This is a genomic window from [Clostridium] aminophilum (genome assembly GCF_900101295.1).
GTDB classification, from domain to species: domain Bacteria; phylum Bacillota; class Clostridia; order Lachnospirales; family Lachnospiraceae; genus Clostridium_R; species Clostridium_R aminophilum_A.
Genome location: NZ_FOIL01000010.1, coordinates 43,262 through 64,593, shown reverse-complemented (window position 1 = coordinate 64,593; position 21,332 = coordinate 43,262). Strand labels below are relative to the sequence as shown.

Below are 21,332 nucleotides of genomic sequence, written 5' to 3'. Positions count from 1 at the left end.
GGTATGCGGACATGAAAGGCCTGATGGAGGAACTGGACGAGTGGCTTCGCCACAGAATCCGGGCAGTGTATTGGAAACAATGGAAAAAGGTGCGAACGAGGTACAAGATGCTGAGGGCGCTACACTTGCCAGAATGGAAGGTACATGAACTGGCTAACTGTAGAAAAGGCACATGGAGAGCGGCGATGATGCTAAACACAGCGCTTACCAAAACGATAATAGTGGTCAGACTCGGATATCCATCCTTATCAGCCCACTATCTAAAAGTTCGTGTAAACTATTGAACCGCCGTATACCGAACGGTACGTACGGTGGTGTGGAAGGGGAGTGTCAAATCTCCCCTATCCGATCTCGTTTGGCCCGGCTGCCGCGCAAGCGGGAATGCACTAACTCGAAAAAACGCGTTACGTGCGTAAAATAAGAACACCCAGCCGAATACGACCGGGTGTTTTTCGGATCTCCGGGAAGGCACTGGTTGGATACCTAAAGGGAGATGATCCTGAACAGATTTCGCGGATGGCGCGTGTAAACGGAGTAATACGTTTGGAATTTCGAGGTTTCTTTGGTATTATGCGTCATCGTAAAAACCTGTCAAGAAAGCTTTTATAACCGTTCAATAAGTTAATGCACAAAGCACAGTCTTTATTGCACGTTCATCGAAAAAAATAAATTTTTCCAACGATTACACACATTTTATTACGAAATGGCGTTTCCGTCAAGTTTCGGCCGTTTTGCCGCCGAGAGTGTTATTCGGAAAATCCCGGTCCAGATCATAGCCGAGAACCTGCAGATAATCCTCAATCAGCCGGACGGTGCCGGCAATCCCCGGTTTATCGGTGTGGATGACGAGATCGTAATCTTCCGGGTTGTCCCAGCTTCTGCCGGTGTAATAGCGGTAGTAGTCGCGTCTCTCACGGTCGATTCGCTTGATGTTTTTGTTGAGCTCATTCGGCAGATAGAGATTCATGGCAGCCACGCGCTTTTTCCGAAATTCGAAGGAAGCATTCAGATGAATCCGGATCAGATCTTCCCGGCCGTCCAGAACATAATTGGCACATCGCCCGATGATGATGCAAGATTCCTCCTTCGCCAGCCGGCGGATGACATTGGACTGAAAACGGAAGAGATTGTCCGCGGAAACCAGATCGGATCCGAAAGACGGACGGCTGATCTCCGGAGCCATGCTTCCGATGATGCGATAGAGGAGGCGGTTGCCGGCTTTCTCATCGGCAATATGGAAATAACTTTCCTTGATGCCGCTCTCGTCGGATGTCATGCGGAGAATACTTTTATCGTACAGATTGATGCCAAGATCTTTGGCAAGCATCGCACCGATATCGGCGCCTCCGCTGCCGAACTGCCGTGAAATCGTGATGACCACTTTTTTATCTGCCATGGAAATGCCTCCTGTGAATCAATCCAAATTTACAGACCTTCGATCTCGCCGCTGAAAACTTCCGTTGCCGGACCGGTCATATAAATGCAGTTGTCGGTGCGGTTCCACTCGATGGTGAGGGTTCCGCCGAGAACTTTTACGTCAACCCTGTCATCGACAATGCCGTGGAGCATCGCGGCGGCAGCGCATGCGCAGCACCCGGTGCCGCAGGCAAGGGTCTCACCGGAACCGCGCTCCCAGACGCGCATGTCGATGTGACCGCGGTCCACCACATGGATGAACTCCGTGTTGGTGCGGTCCGGAAAACGTTCATGTGTCTCAAAGGACGGACCGATCTTCGGAAGATCCATGGTCCACGGATCCTCCACAAAGACAACGGCGTGCGGATTGCCCATGGAAATGCCGGTAAATTTCCATTCCTTTCCGTCCACGAGAATGGTCTCATCGAGCCCGGATGTCTGCTCCGGCTGGCCCATATTGACGGTGACGGAAGACACCTTTCCGTTTTCGACGGTCATCTTCAGATGTTTGATTCCAGAGCCGGTTGCGACATCGATTTCCGGGTGATCGACGATTCCGTGATCATAGACATATTTGCCGACACAGCGGATTCCGTTTCCGCACATGGCACCCCTGGAACCGTCGGCGTTGTACATATCCATCTCACAGTCCGCAATCCCGGACGGGCGGATGATGATCAGGCCGTCGGAACCGATGCCGAAATGACGGTCGGAGACGCGGATTGCCGCTGCGGAAGGATCTTTTACCAGTTCGCGGAATCCGTTGACATAGACATAATCATTGCCGCATCCGTGCATTTTTGTAAATTTCATAGAAAAACCTTTCTGTGTATTGCTGGAACAAAGGAACATCGGGCGAAGGTCAGGCCAGCGCCCGGAGCTGTTCGCAAAGCTCATTGGAGAGGGTGATCTCACCGGTGTATCCGACATCGCACATCATGAAGATCTCGCCGTTTTCGGAGATTTCAACCTGAAGTGTGCCTCCCGGCATATGAACATACATGTTCCGGTCTGCCAGACCCATGCGGTATGCCGCGCAGGCCGCCGCGCAGGCACAGGTTCCGGAAGAAAGGGTGTAACCGGCACCGCGCTCAAAGATCTCGATCTGAATGTTGGTGCGGTCGAGCACATTTAACAGCTGTGTGTTGACCTTTTCCGGGAAATACGGTGCGGTTTCGGAGACCTGTCCGATCCGGCATACGAGATCTTTGGAAATGTCATTCATCCAGATGACGCAGTGCGGATTACCCAGAGAAAGGCAGGTTGTGACATACGGAATACTGCCGAAGGTCATGACTTCGTTGATGATCTCGCGGCGGCTTCCGGTAACCGGAATCTCATCGCTCCAGAAGGTCGGTTTTCCCATGGAAACCTTGAGGCGCGTGTTCTGCTCGTTTTCGTAGACAACGGTCTCCTCACCGGAGGCGGAATCAAAAGATGCCGTGTTTTTCTCAACATATCCGTGGTCGCGGAGATACCGCGCGAAGATTGCCATTCCGTTTCCGCCCTTCGGCGCTTCGCTTCCGTCTGAATTGTAGATTTTGACGCCGAGGCGGTCATTATCAAAACACGGTCCAACCAGAACACCGTCGGCACCGATGCCGAAATGGCGGTCGCAGAGTTTTGCGATGGCCTTCGGACCGAGCGCCATTTTGTTGCGGGCCGGATCGTAGATCAGATAGTCATTACCCATGCAGTGATACTTCTGAATGGTGAACTGTTCCATGTCGAATCACTCCTGTCTTCATGCTGAAAAATCGTCATTACCTCTTTGTATTATATCCGAATTGTTGGAAAAAAACTATATAATCCGTATTTTGACAGGCGAAAAGATGATACAATAGAAAGCGGTCAAAACAGGAAAAATGAGGACAGACAAATGAAAGAAATGAAAGCGGAACCGGAGCTGAAAGAGGTAGCCGAAGCCATCGGCAGAGCACTGGAGATGGATCCGGAGGGGATACGGGAGAATACGGTATTTACGGAAGACCTGTACGCGGATTCCTTTGACATGGCAATGATCCTGACGGAAGCGGACGAGACCTTCGGGACAATGCTTCCGACGGAACTGGCGGAGACGCTGATTACCGTTCGGGATCTGATGGACGCCATCCGGATGTACCGGGACCTTCCGGCCCCGGAGAAACCGGTCAGATGGTTCTCCGGAAGAGAATATTGATCGGATTTGTCGTGGATTTGTTGACATCGTCCGATTGCCGTCGTATAATTCGGTCAGAAAATAAAAATATTTGATAATCTTCAGGGCGGGGTGCAATTCCCGACCGGCGGTAAAGCCCGCGAGCCGAAAGGCATGATCCGGTGAGATTCCGGGGCCGACAGTAAAGTCTGGATGGAAGAAGATGGTCGCACATGAGAGATCGGTGTATCTTTCGTGGTTTTTGATGTGTATTTCGCCCTGCAGTATGCTGTACTGCAGGGCGTTTTGTGTTATGGGATATGTCTTGGAACGCTTTTGCGGTTCAGACGATTCCCGCATCTCCCCGGTGCTCCGGGGAGGAAAAACGACATTTGCCTGCGGACTTTGTTCCGGCAATACACTTCCATCCGCCCGGTTCCGGGTATGTATCCCCCGAAGAGGAAAGGAACTCAATGAAAACAGAATATGACGCGGCATTTATGCGTCGGGCGATCGAACTGGCAAAAAAGGGAAATCCATTCTGCCATCCGAATCCCCTGGTCGGTGCCGTCATCGTCCGGGACGGACGGATTCTTGCCGAAGGCTGGCATGCGCGGTACGGCGGGCTTCACGCGGAGCGGGAGGCCATTCGCAGCCTTACGGAACCGGCGGACGGCGCTGCGCTCTATGTGACGCTGGAGCCGTGCTGCCATCAGGGAAAACAGCCGCCCTGCACGGATGCGGTGATCTCCGTCGGGATCCGGACGGTGGTGATCGGATCTCGGGATCCGAATCCGAAGGTGGCCGGCAAAGGAGTGAAAAAACTCCGGGAGGCAGGCATTACCGTGTATGAGGATGTTCTGAAGGATGAGTGCGATGCCCTGAATCCGGTCTTTTTTCACTACATCACAAAGAAGATGCCCTATGTCCGGTATAAGTTCGCCATGACGGCGGACGGAAATACAGCGGTGCAAAGCGGGGAATCCAAATGGATCAGCGGACCGGCATCCCGGGAAATGGTGCAGCGAATGCGGAGTGAAAATATGGGCATCATGGTCGGAATCGGAACGGTTCTGGCGGATGATCCGATGCTCACCTGCCGGTTGGAGGGGGAAAACTTCCGGAATCCCATCCGGATCATTCTGGACAGCCGGCTGAGGATTCCCATGGATTCCCGGATCGTGCGGACCGCGGGAGAAATCCCGACCATTGTCTGCGCGGAGGAAGAAAAAGGGGAGCTGACAGAACGCGTGGCCCGGACCGGAGATGAGGCGTCATCGGAAGGGCACAGAACGCAGGAACAGAGCGAATGCAGTTCCAAAAGGAATGCGTGGGCCGGAGGATTCGGACAGAATGAAAAGGAGAAAGCTCTGCTTCGCGCGGGGGTTACCGTTCTCCGGATTCCGGCGAGTCCAAGGACCGGCCGCCCGGATCTGAGAAAGCTGATGGCACAGCTGGCGGAGCGGGAGATCGACAGCATCCTTCTGGAAGGCGGCGGAACGCTGGCAGCAAATGCGCTACGGGAGGGAATCCTTCAGGAGGCGGACGCCTTTATCGCGCCGAAATTCTTTGGCGGACGGGGACATGCTCCGATGGAGGGAGAAGGCGTCGCGTTTCCGGAGGAGGCATGGAAACTGGAGATCATGGAAATCCAAAGGTATGGGGATGATTTTTTTATCCGGTACCGCATAAAGGAGGCAGAGGATGTTTACGGGGATCATTGAAGAAACCGGCAGGATCCGCCGGATGGAATTAAGCGGAAATTCCGGTGTCATTGACGTGGAAGCCCACAAAATTATGGAGGATGTGAAGATCGGCGACAGCATTGCCGTAAACGGCGTCTGCCTGACCGCATTTGAAGTCCGTCCGGAGGGATTTCGCGCCGACGTCATGGCGGAGACCGTGCGGAGAAGTTCCCTCGGATCGCTTTCGGCGGGGCAGTATGTGAATCTGGAGCGGGCGATGGCCTCCGGCAGACGGTTCGGCGGCCATATCGTGACCGGTCACATTGACGGAACCGGTGTGATCACCGGAAGACGAAGAGAAGAAAACGCGGTGTGGGTGACAATCGAACCGAAGGATGGAGATTTCATGCTGATTGTGGAGAAAGGGTCCGTGGCGGTCGACGGCATCAGCCTTACCGTGGCGAAGAAGGACCGGAACTCTTTTTCCGTCAGCGTGATCCCCCATACGGGGGGAGAAACAACGCTTCTGGAAAAGGCGGAAGGGCAAACGGTCAATCTCGAGTATGACATCGTCGGAAAATATGTTCAGGAACTGCTGAAACCCATGGCGGTTGCGGCGGGCGGAGTCTCCGGAGGGAAAGAAACGTACCAAGGCGGAAGCACGCTCACGATGGAAATGCTGAAGGAGTACGGGTTTTGACGGAGGTAACTCAAACGGATGAAACGAAAGGAAGAGCGGAGGAACATGAAGCAGGAAACATTTTTGACCAAAGAATCGGCAGAAAAAAAGGAAACATATCACTACAACCGGATTGAAGAGGCGCTGGAGGCGCTGCGGCGCGGAGAAGTCATTCTCTGCACGGATGATCCGGACCGGGAAAATGAGGGCGACATGATCTGTGCGGCACAGTTTGCGACGCAGGAGAATATCAACTTCATGGCGTGTTACGGAAAGGGACTGATCTGTACGCCGATGAGCGCGGAACATGCGGTGAGACTTGGACTGCCGCCCATGGTTTCGGAGAATACGGACAATCATGAGACGGCATTTACCGTATCCATCGACCATCGGGAGACGACCACCGGAATCTCGGCAAAGGAGAGAGCCTTTACCATGATGCGGTGTGCGGAGCCGGGTACCCGGCCGGAGGATCTCCGGCGGCCGGGACACGTCTTTCCGCTGGTGGCGAGAAAAGGCGGCGTTCTGGTGCGGAACGGCCATACGGAGGCGACGGTGGATCTTCTGCGCCTTGCGGGACTCACGGAATGCGGCGTGTGCTGCGAGGTGATGGATGAGGACGGCACCATGATGCGGACGCCGAAACTCCGGGAGATGGCAAGAGAACGGAACATGGTGTTCATCACCATCCGCGAGCTTCAGGATTACATCCGCATTCACGAAAAACATGTGGTGAGAGAGGCGGAGGCCCATCTTCCAACTGCCTGCGGGGATTTCCGGATGTACGGTTATATCAATGACATTACCGGAGAACATCATGTGGCACTGGTCAAGGGCAGAATCGGTGAAGGGGAACACGTGCTCTGCCGCGTGCATTCCGAGTGCCTGACCGGTGACACCTTTGGCTCTCTTCGCTGCGACTGCGGAGAGCAGCTTCACCGCGCGATGCGGATGGTGGAGCAGGAGGGGCGTGGCGTGATCCTCTATATGCGGCAGGAGGGAAGAGGAATCGGTCTCATCAATAAGATCCGGGCCTACGCGCTTCAGGAACAGGGAATGGATACCGTGGAGGCCAATGTCCGCCTCGGATTTGCGCCGGACCTTCGCGAATACTGGGTCGGAGCGCAGATCCTGCGGGATCTTGGCTGCAAGTCTCTGCGGCTCCTCACCAACAATCCGGACAAAGTGTACCGTCTGGAAGAATTCGGGCTGAAAATTGACGAGAGAGTGCCGATTGAGGCGAAACCGCAGAAATTCGATTACCGATATCTTATGACAAAGAAGACGAAGATGGGACATATGCTGACACAGCTTCCGGGAACCGGAGAGATGAGCTGATCAGACAGGAAAAGGCGAAGACCGGTATGGAAAAGAAAACGTCAGCATATGGTGCGCTGCCCTGGAATCTGACGGCCCGCTCCACGCACAAAAACTGACGTTCTGAGATATTGAAAAGGATTGCTGAGGAAGAGTAAGAAAGAAGAGGAGAGAAACCAATGAGAAATATTCAGATGATGGAGGGAAATGTTGTCGCACCGGAGGGAATGCGTGTCGCCATCGCGGCGTCCCGGTTCAATGAGGTGATCACCGGAAAACTTCTGGACGGGGCTGTGGACGGACTGGTCCGTCATGGGGCGGCGGAAGACCATATCACGGCCGTATGGGTTCCGGGAGCTTTTGAACTTCCGGTAATTGCCATGAAACTGGCACAGTCCGGCAGATTTGACGCGGTGATCTGCGTCGGGGCAGTGATCCGCGGACAGACATCGCATTACGACTATGTGTGTAATGAAGCCTCAAAGGGAATTGCGCAGGTTGCGCTGACCACCGGCATACCGGCACTGTTCGGCGTGGTCACGGCGGAGAATATTGAGCAGGCCATCGCGAGAGCAGGCTGCAAAGTCGGCAACAAGGGCTTTGACTGCGCGCTCTCCGCCATCGAGATGGTGAACTTGCTCCGGCAGATCGGATAAGAGATCGGATAAGATAAAAAAGAGAAAAAAAGAGATAAAAAAGAGATAAAAAAGAGAACTCCGTCCCGCGGGACGGAGTTCTCCGAATGTCGGCGTTTGATGTAGAAGTTGTTGCGCATCAAACATCAGCGGTTGATCTTGAAGTTGCTGTCGTTTAAACAGCAGCGCCTGCCGGATCAAGAGTCATGACCGGTGAATATCCGTTATCTGCAAAGATCGCCAGACGACCGTTGCGGATCGCAAAGCGAAGTGTTCCGTATTTCGCAAGCAGTTCATTGAGATCGGCAGCAGTGATCACAAACTGTCCCGCTGAGGTCCGGAAGGTCATGTCAGTATATTCTGCGGTGAGGATGTTCTTCATCTCTTCCGCGGAGAATGTGACAGAACTCTTGCCTTCGCCGAAGGTATAGGAGCATTCTGTTCCGCTGGCGATGATGCTGTCAGCAGAAGCAGTTCCGGTTGCACCGGTTGTGCCGGACGCCGGCGGATTGCCGTCACCGCCATTGCCTTCGCCGCCGTTACTGTCACTGTTGTCGGGGATCAGGGCAAGGGACATGCTGATCATGACGCCGCCGCCCTTCGGAACGATGAGGTAGTAGTCGCCGTTCGTGTCACGCTTCAGGGAAACGGTCTGGTCTGCGTCGCTGTAAGCGGAAGTAACATAGTAACCCTCCGGAATATTGAGTTTCACAGCAACCTTCTCGCCCTCTTTGCCGACGGAGTAGACGGAACCGTTCTTGCTTTCTTTCTGATTGGCAGAGGTGAAAGAAACCGAATCCGTCCAATCCGGATCGACTTTAAGAATGTAGTCGATGGATTTTTCCAGTTTTTCCGTTGTTTCGGTGGACGCATAACCTTTTTCTGTCTTCTCTGCAACCAGAGAATCGGCTCCGGATTCAATCTTCCAAACGGTGAGATTCAGGGAAGACTTCGTGTCGCTCATGACGGAAACCGCAGGTCCATTATCGGCGATCAGTGTTCCCTCAATGACGATGTCGGAGGTAAAGCCTTCCGCGGACGTCAGATCCATGATGCCGGTTCCGGTACTTTTTACGTCTCCGGCGATCTGCATCGCCAAAGTGGAGCCCGAGGTATCCATCGGAGAATCGATGGGGCTGATCTGGATACCTGCACTGGTTTCATCACCGAATGCATAGATACCGCCGCCTGTCCGGAACAACAGGAGGGAGCCGGCGTCGTCAATGTCTGCATTTACGCCGACGGCGCGGAGACCTTCCGCATATACACCGCCTTTACCGACAAAGGTATCAATGTAACCATTCACTGAGTTCATGTCCACGCCAATGGCTGAGTCTGCTGTTGATATGGCTTCGACGCCGTTCGCGATGGTAGCGAGAATTCCGCTGTTCTTGGTTTTGAGGTCCAGTCCGGTTGCGGCCCCGTTGGTAGACGTAGCTTCGACCGTTCCTAAGATCTGCACGCCGCTTGAGTGACCGGAATTGACCGATGTCATATCCACACCGGTTGCCATTCCGCCTTCCGAGGTTGCTGTGACATTGCCATCGACGAGCACGTAAGCATTCGGATAATTGTATTCAGAATCTGTTCTGCTGTTGACTTCGAGACCTGTGGTATCTCCGTTCACACCGGTTGCGGTAATTCCGCCGTCAACGTATAAATCGCTGTAATCGGTTGTTGTCGTTACGGAAGCGCCGACGGAAGTGGTTTTTCCGGCAGATGAGACGTTGATGTTGCCGGTGGTTACTGCGACATTACCTTCGCCGGCGTTGTTCAGCATTACACCGTTTGTATTGAAATTGCCTCCCGTGGCAGAAACCGTTATATTTCCGCCGGAGTGAGGGGTCTTTTCGTTGCTCTTACCGATAGTGACGCCAATCCGGTCGACGTCGTTAGCATCGCTGGTGTTGGTGACCTCAACGCCGGTGACGGTGTCCCCGCTCTGATCCATGGTCACGGTTACATCACCGGTTACCTGAACGCTCATGTCCTTATCTAACTGATCTGTCGCCAGTACACTCACACCCGTGCTGCTGTCTGTGTCGACAGAGCGGTCTATGGTGGGAGAATCATTGACCACGTTAACCGGACCGGTGGGGTCACTTTCGGCAAATACCGGTGTGACTGCGGACATGGTAAAATACACGGCCGCAGTTATGCCTGCGGTAAGTCGTTTGTTCATGCATATACCTCCTTTTTTTGAATGTTCACGTTTCAAAATATATATAGGTTTATTACGACAATCTTACGAAAAAAATAACTCAGTAGAAGATATTTTTTCGGCGTTTAGCGACAGTCGCCAGGGCCTCATGCAAGCGTGGGTTTCGGCTTGCTTAGCGGCAGTTGCCAGGAACTCACCGGGGCGTTGGCGTTGGCGAGTTAGCCGCGTAAAAAAACTGCCGCTTTCGGACGGCAGTTTTTGCTCAAAGGCAGTATGCATTTTATGCTGTGAGAGCCGGTCAGTCAGTCTTCACAGTGACATGGATATGCAAGGGTGGTGTCAGTTTTGGGAAGCAGTATTTTCGACCACGTCCGGATCGGCGGTCTTGAATGCGGTCGTATTATTGTCACCGTAAGCATTCATGTGTCCCTCCTCGACCGCAAAGCGAACGGTGGCGAAGTTGTTTACCATGGTCCAGAGATCAGCTGACGGGAAAGTGAAATTGCCGGCCGATGTCATGAAGGTCAGTTCGGTCAGTCCGCTTTCCAGAAGAGCTTTCAGTTCTGCGGTGGAGAGGACTACTTCCATCTGGTTTTTCCGTAATGTAAGGGAGTAGTGGGATCCGCTGCGGGAGAAATTATGGCTTTCATACTCAGCCGGCGGATTGCCGGAGTAGTTATCATCTTCGCCTCCGCCATTGTTCGAAACCGGCACCAGTTTCAGGTTGATCATAACGCCTCCGCCGTCGGGAACCACAAGAAGGTACTCATTACCACTGACATGTTGGAGAGCGGTCCTGGATTCATCGCTGTATGCCGAGTCAATGGTGTATCCGTCCGGAACATGGAAGGTCACGGCAATTTTATCGCCTGCTTTTCCGACGTCGTAGGTATAACCGTTGACCGTTTTCCGTTTCGCAGTGAGATCGGTATAATCCGACGCGTTTGGCGCAACCTTGATGATGTAGTCAATGGCTTTTTCGAATTCCTGTGCTGTTTTCGAATCGGCGTATCCGGCTTCCGTCTGTTCCGCTACCAGCTGACCGGTTTTGGACTCGAGTTTCCAGACGGTGAGATCCAGACTGGACAGAGACTGGGTAACGACGGAGACGGCAGGACCGGCCTCGGCGATGACAGCGCCCTCCACAACAAGATTTGTCTTTACTCCGTTGAGGGTGTTCATGTCCACGATGCCGGTGCCGAAGCTTTCCACATTTCCATCCGAAACGATGTTGATCTCGGAGTCGGAGGACAGGATCGGAGCATCGATCATATTCTCAATACGGATTCCGGCAGAATTTTCGGTACCGGTTGCGAAAATTCCGTTCGTTACTTCGATGATGATGTTCGAAGTAGTTCCGGCGGCCACAGTTGCGGAAACGCCGGTCGCCTCTCCGCCCTCTGCGTGGATTCCGCCATTCACGTAAATATTTTCTGTACCGCCGTTTGCATTCAGATCTACTCCGACAGCGGTTTCTCCGGTTTTGGTTTTGGCCGTTATATCATCGATAAATATGTGAGAGGCACCATCTCGGATATACTGTTTCACACCGGTTGCGTTTCCGGATGTGGAATCGGCGGTTACGTTGCCGTAGATATAAGCTTCCGACCGGATATCCGGAAGATCATTATGCTCGGAATTCAGAGATACACCGGTTGCGTCCTTATTTTTCGAGGAAGCCCCGATATTTCCGTAGACCGTGACGGTGGAGTGAGCCCCACCTTCTTCAGGCATCTCCGTCGGAGCGCAGTCGTCTATGGAAAGACCGGTTGTAGATGCATTGTCATTCCGGGCGGAAATATCGTCGTAAATGGTCAGATCGGTTTGGCCTCTGTGGGAAAAAACCGAAGCACCGTTGGTTTCATACCCTCCGGTGGCAGTTACATCGATTTTTCCTGTGTTAACGTTGACAGGGGCGGTACCTTCGTTCGTAATTTTAACACCGTTTGCTGTTCCGTTTTCTCCGGTGGATGTAACGGTGACCGTTCCGCCGGTATAAATTTCATCATCGTCATCCTGACCGATGGATACGTTGACCGAACCATCAGTGAAGTCACTATACACTTTAACACCGGATACGGAGTCTTCATAGTCCGCGTTCGAGTTCTGAACCTTCACATCGCCGGTTACATTGACGCTGACGTTTTCCGGGTCGGCTCCCGATTCCTGGGCAGTTACATCCACACCGACTGGTTCGGTGGTGTCTACCGAACCGTCGAGAGTGCCGGACTCGTTGTAAATGTCATACGTTTCGTGTCGAACCGTTTCCGCCAGTGCCGGAACGCCGGTGGCCAGTGTCAGCAATGTGCCTGCGGTGATCCAGACGGCCATTTGTTTTTTCATAAGCTCCTCCTGTCATTTTTTATAATGTTTGACGGAATGACAAAAAATTACAAAAATTATTATAAGAGTCTTTACCAAAAAAACAATAATGCCTGTTATGCAAAGCAAGAAAACGGTAATGAATACCAAAGGAATAAGGCGGGATTTCTTTATTTTAAAAGTCCTGCTTCCCGGTAGGCTTTTTTCGCGCCCGGATGAAGCGGGATCGGAAGATCCGTGCAGAGGAACTCCGGGTTGCTTAACTCGCCGAGAACCGGAATTGTTTTGGAGAGGTCGCCGGAAGAGCGGATCAGCGTTTGCGTGATCTTCTCAGCGGTTTCATCATCCATGGATGCGCTGACGCACAGAAGACACTTGATGCCGAAGGTTGCGATGGCATCCGTCTGTCCGCGGTAGGTGCCTGCCGGAATCGTCGTGAGATGATAGGCCGGATTCTTTGAGAGAATTTTTTGCAGTTCGTCATGGCGGAACATCAGAAGACGGATGTCCATTTTTTCTGCTGTCTCAGTGAGACTTGCAATCGGGATGCCGGCAAAGCCGTGGACTGCGGTGACTTCTGACTTTGAAAGTCGGCTCAGGGTATCACCGAAACCGGTATTGAGAATCCGGTTGTCAGAATCAATGCCGAGGGTTTCCAGAACAATGCGGCCGTTGCGGTCCGTGGAAGAGCTCGCCGGTCCGTTTGCGATGATCTGATCTTTCAGATCATGGACAAAGGTAATGCCGGAACTTTTGGGGGCAATCCAGTTGGACATACTGGAGTAGACGGCTCCGAGTACCCGGATGTCCTTCGTATCTTTTCCGGAAAACGGCGGAAGATCCTGAAAGGCGTCATAGGCGGTGTCACCGCTGACAAGAGCCATGTCAAACCGGTTTTTGACGAGATCGGTGACATTGGTGACCGAACCGCTGGATGCGGAAACGTTGATTTTCAGATTGCTGTCGTTGTTCTCAAGCGCTTTGGCGATGGCGTTGCCGGCCGGATACATGCTTCCGCCGGTGTCTGCTGTTCCGATGGTGAGAACGACCGGAGAAGCGGCCGGAGCGGGGATATCGTCATTCAGCGATGCATTGGATGATGCCGCCCCCATTCCGGAACCGGAACAGGCGGAAAGCGAGAGCATGATGACCGGCACAGAAGCGAGGAATACCGTGCGAAGACAGGTTTGAAAGAATGCCTGCAGACGGGCAGGCGATTCGCTCTGCTTTCGTATAATCTCTCTGTGCATGATGCTCCTCCTTGCAGATTGTTTGGCGGATATACCGCCGGATAGATCCGGATGACGAAGGTGTTGAAGAATGTTGATTCCTGTCCGTATTGCGGTGACATTTGCGCACCGGTATCGTCCGGACCGGCAGATTTCGAAAAAATGATCTTCCGGTAGAATATTGTAAGAAATTATATCACAAAAAGGCCTGTCCAACAATGAATGATCGGACAGGTCTTTTCAAAAGGGGGAATTCAGCTTTTTTCTTTCCGTAATTTCCTTTTTGTCCGGAATAATATCCGGAAGCGATCATCCAACGAAGTTGGAGAATACGGAAAGGAAGATCGGATTGTAGATATCATCTACGATAACCGCCCAGGACGGATAGAGAACCCATGCAACGGTGTGCCAGCCGTACTCATCCATCAGAGCCTTTTCATTTGCAACGGAGTTCGGACCGGAACCGCAGCCCCATCCGCAGTTTCCGCCGGTCATGATCGCAGCGCCGTAATCGCGGCCGAACATGTTGAAGGAAACGAAGAGACCGAACAGAGCCATCAGGATTGCCTGAGCCAGAAGAACAACGCCCATCTGTCCGGCTACCGGGGCAAGCTTTGTGATATCGATGGTCATCAGAACCAGTGCAAGGTAGAGTTCCAGGAACATGTGCTCGATGGCGTCAAATTCCGGAGCATATGTCTCGCTGCCGGTTGCCTCGATGATATTTCTGGCGATTGCGCCGGCGAAGAGGCAGCCGATGAATTTCGGCATCTCGATCATCGGGATGTTATCCAGAAGCACGTAGATCGGCATACCGAGCGCTGCGATGAGAAGAGCTCTTGCCAGAGCAACGGTCATTCTGGTGTTGTTCAGCGGATTCACAGAGCTTACTTCCTCGATCTGCGGCTGATCGTTCGGGTCTGCCTTCAGTCCGTGACGGCGGATGAGGAATGCAGCGACCGGTCCGCCGATGAGAGAACCCATGATGTTTCCGCAGGTACCTGCAGCGACACCGACAGTGGTTGCATCGGCGATGCCCTTTGCCTCAAAGATCGGTCCGAAAGCAGAAGCGGTACCGACGCCGCCGGACATTGCCGCGGAAGAACACTGGAGTGCCAGGAGCGGGTTCAGGCCGACTGCTCCGCCGACAACGACGCCGACGATATCCTGCAGTGTGATGAGCAGGCAGGCTGCAACAGCGATCATGAAAACGAGTTTTCCGCCCGCCTTGGAAACAAGGGAAGTGGAGAAGCCGTAACCGACACACATAAAGAAGAGGTTCTGGCAGAGATCCTTCATGACGGTTGTGTCAAAGGAAAGTCCGATGATTCCCGCGCCCTTGATGGCGGAAACGATGACGGAGAAAATGATACCGGAAACAACCGGTGCCGGGATCGCGTATTTTCTCAGCGCTTTCGAGTGAGCGACGATGTAGCGGCCAAGGAAAATAACGATGGCAGCCAGTCCCAGAGTAGTCAGGTATTCGAACTTAAAGGTATTGAGCGCCCCATTTTCGCCCGCCTTAAAAGTACCGAAATACTTCATGATGAGTTCCATTTTGTACCTCCTTCTATTTAACCATTCCTTGGTTATCTCTTGTACAGGAATCATTGTATAAAAGCAGATACAGCAGTTCAATTTATGTAAGTTTGTAAATATTTAAGTAAGTAATGTAAATACAAAAAACTTCAGAATATCATCAAAAAATAGGATAATATTTCAAAATAAAACAAGCAGCCGGCTTGTGTTCTTCGGCGGAATGTCGAAAAAACAAGTCTGACTGCTTCTTTTTGTGTCGTTTTTGCCGTGCCGGTTCGGGCGGATAAACTTTTCGGCCGGGATGAGCCTCCGGCGGGCCGCAACGTGCCTGGCAGGTTCTGTCCGATGCTCTGCGTAAAGCAAAGCCGGAAAGTTTATCTTCAGACTTTGCAATACTTGTAATGAATACCCGGACGTCCGCCGGTCTGGTAGTCGATGGTGCTGGTGAGCTCGCCGATTTCCAGCATGTGGTTGACGTAGCGCCGCACGGTGATGCGGGAGAGATTTACCTCTTTGGAGATCTGTTCGCTGGTAAAGCTGTCCTCCGGATGTTTTTTCAGAAAACTGCGGATCAGATTCAGGGTAGGGGCGTTGAGCCCCTTGGCGAGGGTGTTTTTCCCCGGTTCCCCGGAGGATGACGGAGAGATCAGACGGTCGATATCGGACTGACTGACGGTTCCGGAAGTGCCGGACAGGACATTCATGCGAGCCGAGAAACGCTCGAGAGCGGAGCGGAAACGCTCATACTCGAACGGTTTGACCAGATAGTCCACCACACCGTGACGGAAGAGAGAGGTTACGGTCTCGGTGTCATTGGCCGAGGTGACCATGATGATGGCCGGTGACCATCCTGTCCGGTGAAGCTGGTTGATGAACTCGTCTCCGTTCATCTCCGGCATGAAATAATCCAGGATGATCAGATCGGTGTGATCAAAATCGGCGCCCTTCAGTGCGCTGATTCCGCCGTCAAACATGCCGGTCACACGAAAACCGGCGGTCATTTCCACATATTGTCTGTCGATGGCAGCGACCATCGGATCGTCTTCTATAATAATCACGTTGAACATAGGTCAGCAGTTCCTCCTTAATCCTTATTCACATTGTACATTCCGGGCGGTCTGCCGGCAAGACCGGTTCATTCGTTATTCTGTCTGGCAAACGTAACGGTAAAACAGGTTCCCTCGCCCTGCTCCGATTCCACTTCGATGGTTCCCCGGTGGTTGGCGGCGATATCATGAACCAGATGAAGACCGGTTCCGTGGCCGATTCCCTTCGTGGTCACTCCCTGTTCGAACATCCGCTCACGGATCTTCGGGTCAATGCCGGATCCCGTGTCTTCGCAGGAGATGATATTGCAGTCGTGCTCGAAGAAGATGCCGAGATTGATTTCCCTGACCGGAAAATCATATTTTTTCAGTTCATCGATGGCATTTTCCAGAAGATTCCCGACGATGGTGCACAAGTCACTTTCCGGGATCAGAAGATTGTTCTCCGCGGCGGAAGAACCGGGAACCAGCTTTAGGGTGATGCCGAGTTCGGCGGCATGCATCATTTTCCCGACCACCAGAGCGCACAGGCGGGAGATGCGCAGATTGTTCGCGGTCTCGCGGATTGCCTGACTGGTGACAAGATTCGAGTTGATGATGAACTGTTTGGCGCTGTCGATGTCGCCGGTCTGGAGATAACCGAGAATGATGTGAAGCTTATTCAGATATTCGTGGTTGAATGCACGCATCGTGTCCATCATGCTCCGTGCGCCCGAGAGTTCATCCGACAGCCGGAGTGTTTCGGTCTGGTCCTGCAGGATGACGAGCATGCCGCCTTTGGAGCGGTTTGCGATGCCGTGGTACTCCATCGGTACTTCACTGATCAGAAGTCTTCTGCCGGAGATCTGGGCGGGTTTGTGGAGAACCGGCTGCCCGCCGCGGACGATCCGCGAAAAGGAGGAGTCCGGAAAGAGATCAAAGATACTGCGGTTTCGGAGCTCTTCGCCGTCCGCGGAGAGCATGGCGCCCGCTTCCCGGTTGGAGAATGTGACCGTTCCGGAGGCATCCACCGAGAGAAGTCCCTCTGCCAGCGAATTCAGCGCCGCGTCCTGGTTGGTGTAACTTCGGATCAGCTCGTCCGGGTCATTTCCCCGGAGGGTATGACGGATCCTTCGGATGACGATGGCGGTCATGATCAGACAGAAAACGATCATGATGACGAAGAAAAACAGGTGCAGGTAGACAATATCGCGGTTCGCGGCGGAAATTCTCGCCTGAGAAACCGCCAGCATGACAAAGCCGATCTGTTTTCCGCTTTCATCGGTGACCGCGTGGAAGGAACGGCGCTGTGCGCCGAGAGTGCCGTAGCCTGTGGTGATGTAGGGGGCGGCTCCGTGAAGAATCGGGATCTCATCGCCGTCCAGATAGGTTTCACCGTCCGCATCGCGGCTCGTGTTGTAAAAGCGGACACCGTTGGTGTTGTAAATGACGGCGCCGGTCACGTCGGGAATGCTGGCGACGAACAGATCCAGCATTTCCGTGGTGGAACTCTCCGGATAACCGTTTCGGATCATCTGCCGGGTCTGGGGGAGTTCGGCCATCCAGGTGGAGGAGCCGGCGATCATCCGGTCCATATATGCCCGCTGCTGGTGGAGCGCATAGAACAGGGCAATGACGAGGGAGATTCCGGCTAGAAGAGCGGAAAAGGCAAGAAAAAGCCGGCAGATCAATTTCTCCAGCTCATTGGACGGTGTAAAGAGTCGCTTCATATTTATATAGCCTCCGTTACAAGCGTTTTAAGGAGCGAATTTTAACAGTTTGCACAAAGAAATGAAACGGGTTCCATAGAAAATGCATTGTATTTATAAAAAAAATTGCTTTCTTGGTACAGATAATGTTAGTATAGTAGATAGCGGACGCCCGTGCAATCTAACAATTCAGCAAAAAAAATCCGATTGCTCTTGTATTTTTTTGAGTACGTGTATATAATAATTGCAGATTGTTAAAACATAAACAAATTCGTTCTATCGATCAGGAGGATTAAAACATGGCAGTTAGAGTTGCGATTAATGGTTTTGGCCGTATCGGCCGTCTTGCTTTCAGACAGATGTTTGGAGCTGAGGGATATGAAGTTGTGGCGATCAACGATCTTACAACTCCTCACATGCTTGCACACCTTTTAAAGTATGACTCTTCCCAGGGCCGTTATATCGAGATTGGCCATGAGAATGAGATTACGGCAGATGATGAGGCTGGAACCATCACCGTAAAGGGAAAGACCATCAAGATCTACAAGGAGCCGGATGCAAACAACTGCCCGTGGGGTGAGCTTGATGTCGATGTTGTTCTGGAGTGCTCCGGATTCTACACATCCAAGGCAAAAGCGCAGGCTCATATCAATGCAGGTGCGAAGAAAGTTGTTATTTCCGCTCCGGCAGGCAACGATCTTCCGACCATCGTATACAATGTAAACCACAAGACTCTGACAAAGGATGACAAGATTATCTCCGCGGCATCCTGCACAACCAACTGCCTTGCTCCGATGGCAAAGGCTCTGAACGACCTTGCTCCCATCGAGTCCGGTATCATGTGCACCATTCACGCATACACCGGTGATCAGATGATCCTCGACGGACCGCAGAGAAAAGGCGATCTGAGAAGATCCAGAGCAGGCGCGGTTAACATCGTTCCGAACAGCACCGGCGCTGCAAAGGCAATCGGCCTTGTTATTCCGGAACTGAACGGCAAACTCATCGGCGCTGCACAGCGTGTTCCGACCCCGACCGGTTCCACAACACTTCTGTTCGCCGTTGTCAACAAGACTGTTACCAAGGAAGAGGTCAATGCCCAGATGAAGGCTGAGGCTACCGAATCCTTCGGATATAATGAGGAAGAGATCGTTTCCAGCGATATCATCGGCATGAGATTCGGTTCCCTGTTCGATGCTACCCAGACCATGGTAAGCCCGCTTCCGGATGGAAAGACACAGGTTGAGGTTGTTTCCTGGTACGACAACGAGAATTCCTACACAAGCCAGATGGTTCGCACCATCAAGTATTTCGCTGAGAACTGCTGATCAGCGGTTTCGGGCAATCGGCTTGAATAGATGATGAAACGAGGTCCGGTGCCTTTTAGGGGCCCCGGACCTTTTTCTTATTTCATAGGAAATAGAGAAGGAGTACAAGTTATGGCAGCATTAAATAAGAAATCCGTGGACGATATCAACGTAAAAGGTCAGAGAGTTCTCTGCCGCTGTGATTTCAATGTTCCGCTGAAGGACGGAAAGATCACCGATGAGAACCGCCTTGTCGCAGCGCTTCCGACGATCAAAAAGCTGATCGCGGACGGCGGAAAGGTCATCCTCTGCTCGCATCTCGGAAAAGTGAAGACCGAAGAGGACAAGCCGTCCAAGACGCTGGCTCCGGTTGCAAAAAGACTCTCCGAGCTTCTCGGACAGGAGGTCCGGTTTGCAGCTGATCCGGAGGTGGTCGGCGCAAATGCAAGAGCAGCTGTAGAGGCGATGAAAGACGGTGAAGTCATCCTTCTGGAGAACACCCGCTACAGAGCGGAAGAGACCAAGAATGGTGAGGCATTTTCCAAAGATCTTGCCTCCATCTGCGACGTATTTGTCAATGATGCCTTCGGAACCGCACACAGGGCACATTGTTCCAATGTCGGCGTGACACAGTTTGTCAAGACCTCCGTTGTGGGTTATCTGATGCAGAAGGAGATCGAATTCCTCGGCAATGCGGTGGAGAATCCGGTTCGCCCGTTTGTTGCCATCCTCGGCGGCGCAAAGGTTGCCGACAAGCTGAACGTAATCGCAAATCTTCTGGAGAAGTGCGATACGCTGATCATCGGCGGCGGTATGGCATACACCTTTGCGAAGGCACAGGGATATGAGATCGGAACATCCCTCTGTGATGATTCCAAGGTGGAGTATTGCAAAGAAATGATTGAGAAGGCGGAGAAACTCGGCAAGAAGCTTCTTCTTCCGGTAGATGCCGTGACAACCGATCACTTCCCGGATCCGATCGACGACGCTGCCATCGAGACACAGACCGTCGATGTCGACAAGATCCCGGCAGACCGCATGGGAATGGATATCGGCCCGAAGACAAGAGAGATGTATGCGGATGCCGTAAAGAACGCGAAGACGGTTGTCTGGAACGGACCGATGGGCGTATTTGAGAATCCGGTTCTTGCGGAAGGCACCAAGGCGGTAGCAAAGGCGCTGGCCGATACCGACGCGACCACCATCATCGGCGGCGGTGATTCTGCAGCGGCAGTCAATCAGCTTGGCTACGGCGATCAGATGAGTCACATTTCCACCGGCGGCGGCGCTTCCCTGGAATTCCTGGAAGGAAAAGAGCTTCCGGGCGTTGCGGCGGCAAACGATCGCTGAAAACAAGACGGAAGTCACGAAGACATGAAGGAGAAAAGCCATGGCAAGACGTAAGATTATTGCAGGAAACTGGAAAATGAATAAGACCCCGAGCGAGGCAAGAGAGCTCTGCGCTCTGCTTGCACCGCTGGTTAAGGATGCGGATACCGATGTCGTATACTGCGTTCCGGCAATCGACATTGTCCCGGTCGTTGAGGCGGTGAAGGGATCCAATGTTGAGGTCGGCGCAGAGAACATGTACATTGAGGAGAAGGGCGCATATACCGGAGAGATCGCTCCGGACATGATTGTGGATGCCGGCGCCAAGTGGGTTATCATCGGTCATTCCGAGAGAAGAGAGTATTTCAAAGAGGATGATGCGTTCTTGAACAAGAAGGTGTTAAAGGCATTCGAACACGGCCTGACCCCGATTCTCTGCTGCGGCGAGTCTCTGGAGCAGAGAGAGTCCGGCGTGACCCTGGACTGGATCCGTCTTCAGATCAAATCCGATCTTCAGGGCGTAACCAAAGAACAGGCTTCCGGTATGGTCATCGCGTATGAGCCGATCTGGGCTATCGGAACCGGCAAGACTGCAACGGCCGATCAGGCAGAGGAAGTATGCCGTGCGATCCGTGAGTGCATCGCGGAGATCTACGATACCGACACGGCGGAGAAGATCCGTATCCAGTACGGCGGCTCCATGAACGGCGGAAACTGCAAAGAGCTTCTGGCAAAGCCGAATATCGACGGCGGACTGATCGGCGGCGCATCTCTGAAGGCAGAGTTTGCCGAGATCGTTAACTACAATAAGTAATGATTTTAAGAAAACGCGGAGTTGATCA

General features: G+C 52.8%; 18 protein-coding genes and 1 riboswitch. Of the genes, 9 read left to right on the top strand and 9 right to left on the bottom strand.

Going from position 1 to position 21,332, the window contains the following annotated elements; genetic code table 11:
- A partial coding sequence (locus BMW41_RS14740) for a group II intron maturase-specific domain-containing protein (protein WP_330386917.1) occupies positions 1-284 on the top strand: 284 nt, incomplete at its 5' end.
- Positions 285-715: 431 nt separating this feature from the next.
- On the opposite strand, the gene BMW41_RS04490 is transcribed toward BMW41_RS14740, so the two are convergent.
- From BMW41_RS04490 to dapF (BMW41_RS04480), 3 genes are read right to left on the bottom strand one after another with little or no spacing between them, the layout of a single operon-like run.
- Positions 716-1,396 carry a cytidylate kinase-like family protein gene (locus BMW41_RS04490; protein ID WP_074649038.1) on the bottom strand — a complete coding sequence of 227 codons (681 nt, stop codon included), beginning with the start codon at positions 1,394-1,396 and terminating at the stop codon, positions 716-718.
- A gap of 29 nt (positions 1,397-1,425) precedes the next feature.
- Positions 1,426-2,229: a diaminopimelate epimerase gene (gene dapF / locus BMW41_RS04485; protein ID WP_074649037.1), complete on the bottom strand. Its 804-nt coding sequence runs from the start codon at positions 2,227-2,229 to the stop codon at positions 1,426-1,428.
- 49 nt (positions 2,230-2,278) lie between these two features.
- Positions 2,279-3,142: a diaminopimelate epimerase gene (gene dapF / locus BMW41_RS04480; RefSeq protein WP_031472973.1), complete on the bottom strand. Its 864-nt coding sequence runs from the start codon at positions 3,140-3,142 to the stop codon at positions 2,279-2,281.
- Between the two features lie 153 nt (positions 3,143-3,295).
- Here dapF (BMW41_RS04480) and BMW41_RS04475 point away from each other — a divergent pair, with 153 nt between their 5' ends.
- The 5 genes from BMW41_RS04475 to ribE all read left to right on the top strand — a co-directional run bounded on the left by BMW41_RS04475 (position 3,296) and on the right by ribE (position 7,890).
- Entirely contained in the window at positions 3,296-3,595 is a 300-nt protein-coding gene (locus BMW41_RS04475) for an acyl carrier protein (protein ID WP_083378781.1), read from the top strand.
- A 72-nt stretch (positions 3,596-3,667) separates the two neighbouring features.
- Positions 3,668-3,782: riboswitch (FMN riboswitch) on the top strand.
- Between the two features lie 244 nt (positions 3,783-4,026).
- Positions 4,027-5,277 carry a bifunctional diaminohydroxyphosphoribosylaminopyrimidine deaminase/5-amino-6-(5-phosphoribosylamino)uracil reductase RibD gene (gene ribD / locus BMW41_RS04470; RefSeq protein WP_074649036.1) on the top strand — a complete coding sequence of 417 codons (1,251 nt, stop codon included), beginning with the start codon at positions 4,027-4,029 and terminating at the stop codon, positions 5,275-5,277.
- Positions 5,258-5,938, top strand: coding sequence for a riboflavin synthase (locus BMW41_RS04465; protein WP_074649035.1), 681 nt, complete (start codon positions 5,258-5,260; stop codon positions 5,936-5,938). Before ribD ends, BMW41_RS04465 begins: the two co-directional genes overlap by 20 nt.
- A 45-nt stretch (positions 5,939-5,983) precedes the next feature.
- Entirely contained in the window at positions 5,984-7,255 is a 1,272-nt protein-coding gene (locus BMW41_RS04460) for a bifunctional 3,4-dihydroxy-2-butanone-4-phosphate synthase/GTP cyclohydrolase II (RefSeq protein ID WP_074649044.1), read from the top strand.
- A 158-nt stretch (positions 7,256-7,413) separates the two neighbouring features.
- The gene (ribE, locus tag BMW41_RS04455) at positions 7,414-7,890 is read left to right on the top strand and encodes a 6,7-dimethyl-8-ribityllumazine synthase (protein WP_074649034.1); all 477 of its coding nucleotides are present in this window, start codon (positions 7,414-7,416) and stop codon (positions 7,888-7,890) included.
- Positions 7,891-8,044: 154 nt separating this feature from the next.
- On the opposite strand, the gene BMW41_RS04450 is transcribed toward ribE, so the two are convergent.
- From BMW41_RS04450 to BMW41_RS04425, 6 genes are all read right to left on the bottom strand, one after another.
- Complete coding sequence (locus BMW41_RS04450) at positions 8,045-10,051, bottom strand: autotransporter outer membrane beta-barrel domain-containing protein (protein WP_074649033.1); 2,007 nt, start codon at positions 10,049-10,051, stop codon at positions 8,045-8,047.
- Between the two features lie 318 nt (positions 10,052-10,369).
- Positions 10,370-12,373, bottom strand: coding sequence for a hypothetical protein (locus BMW41_RS04445; protein ID WP_074649032.1), 2,004 nt, complete (start codon positions 12,371-12,373; stop codon positions 10,370-10,372).
- Positions 12,374-12,522: 149 nt separating this feature from the next.
- Entirely contained in the window at positions 12,523-13,602 is a 1,080-nt protein-coding gene (locus BMW41_RS04440) for a TAXI family TRAP transporter solute-binding subunit (protein WP_083378780.1), read from the bottom strand.
- Between the two features lie 288 nt (positions 13,603-13,890).
- The gene (locus BMW41_RS04435; protein WP_031472989.1) at positions 13,891-15,138 is read right to left on the bottom strand and encodes a sodium/glutamate symporter; all 1,248 of its coding nucleotides are present in this window, start codon (positions 15,136-15,138) and stop codon (positions 13,891-13,893) included.
- A 362-nt stretch (positions 15,139-15,500) separates the two neighbouring features.
- On the bottom strand, positions 15,501-16,187 hold the full coding sequence (locus BMW41_RS04430) for a response regulator (protein WP_074649031.1): 687 nt from the start codon (positions 16,185-16,187) through the stop codon (positions 15,501-15,503).
- A 68-nt stretch (positions 16,188-16,255) separates the two neighbouring features.
- Complete coding sequence (locus tag BMW41_RS04425; RefSeq protein ID WP_074649030.1) at positions 16,256-17,875, bottom strand: sensor histidine kinase; 1,620 nt, start codon at positions 17,873-17,875, stop codon at positions 16,256-16,258.
- A 278-nt stretch (positions 17,876-18,153) separates the two neighbouring features.
- Here BMW41_RS04425 and gap point away from each other — a divergent pair, with 278 nt between their 5' ends.
- From gap to tpiA, 3 genes are all read left to right on the top strand, one after another.
- The gene (gap, locus tag BMW41_RS04420) at positions 18,154-19,182 is read left to right on the top strand and encodes a type I glyceraldehyde-3-phosphate dehydrogenase (RefSeq protein ID WP_031472999.1); all 1,029 of its coding nucleotides are present in this window, start codon (positions 18,154-18,156) and stop codon (positions 19,180-19,182) included.
- Positions 19,183-19,293: 111 nt separating this feature from the next.
- The gene (locus tag BMW41_RS04415; RefSeq protein ID WP_074649029.1) at positions 19,294-20,511 is read left to right on the top strand and encodes a phosphoglycerate kinase; all 1,218 of its coding nucleotides are present in this window, start codon (positions 19,294-19,296) and stop codon (positions 20,509-20,511) included.
- Positions 20,512-20,551: 40 nt separating this feature from the next.
- Positions 20,552-21,304 (top strand): triose-phosphate isomerase, encoded by a 753-nt coding sequence (gene tpiA, locus BMW41_RS04410; RefSeq protein WP_031473003.1) that lies wholly within the window; start codon positions 20,552-20,554, stop codon positions 21,302-21,304.
- Positions 21,305-21,332: the final 28 nt, after the last annotated feature.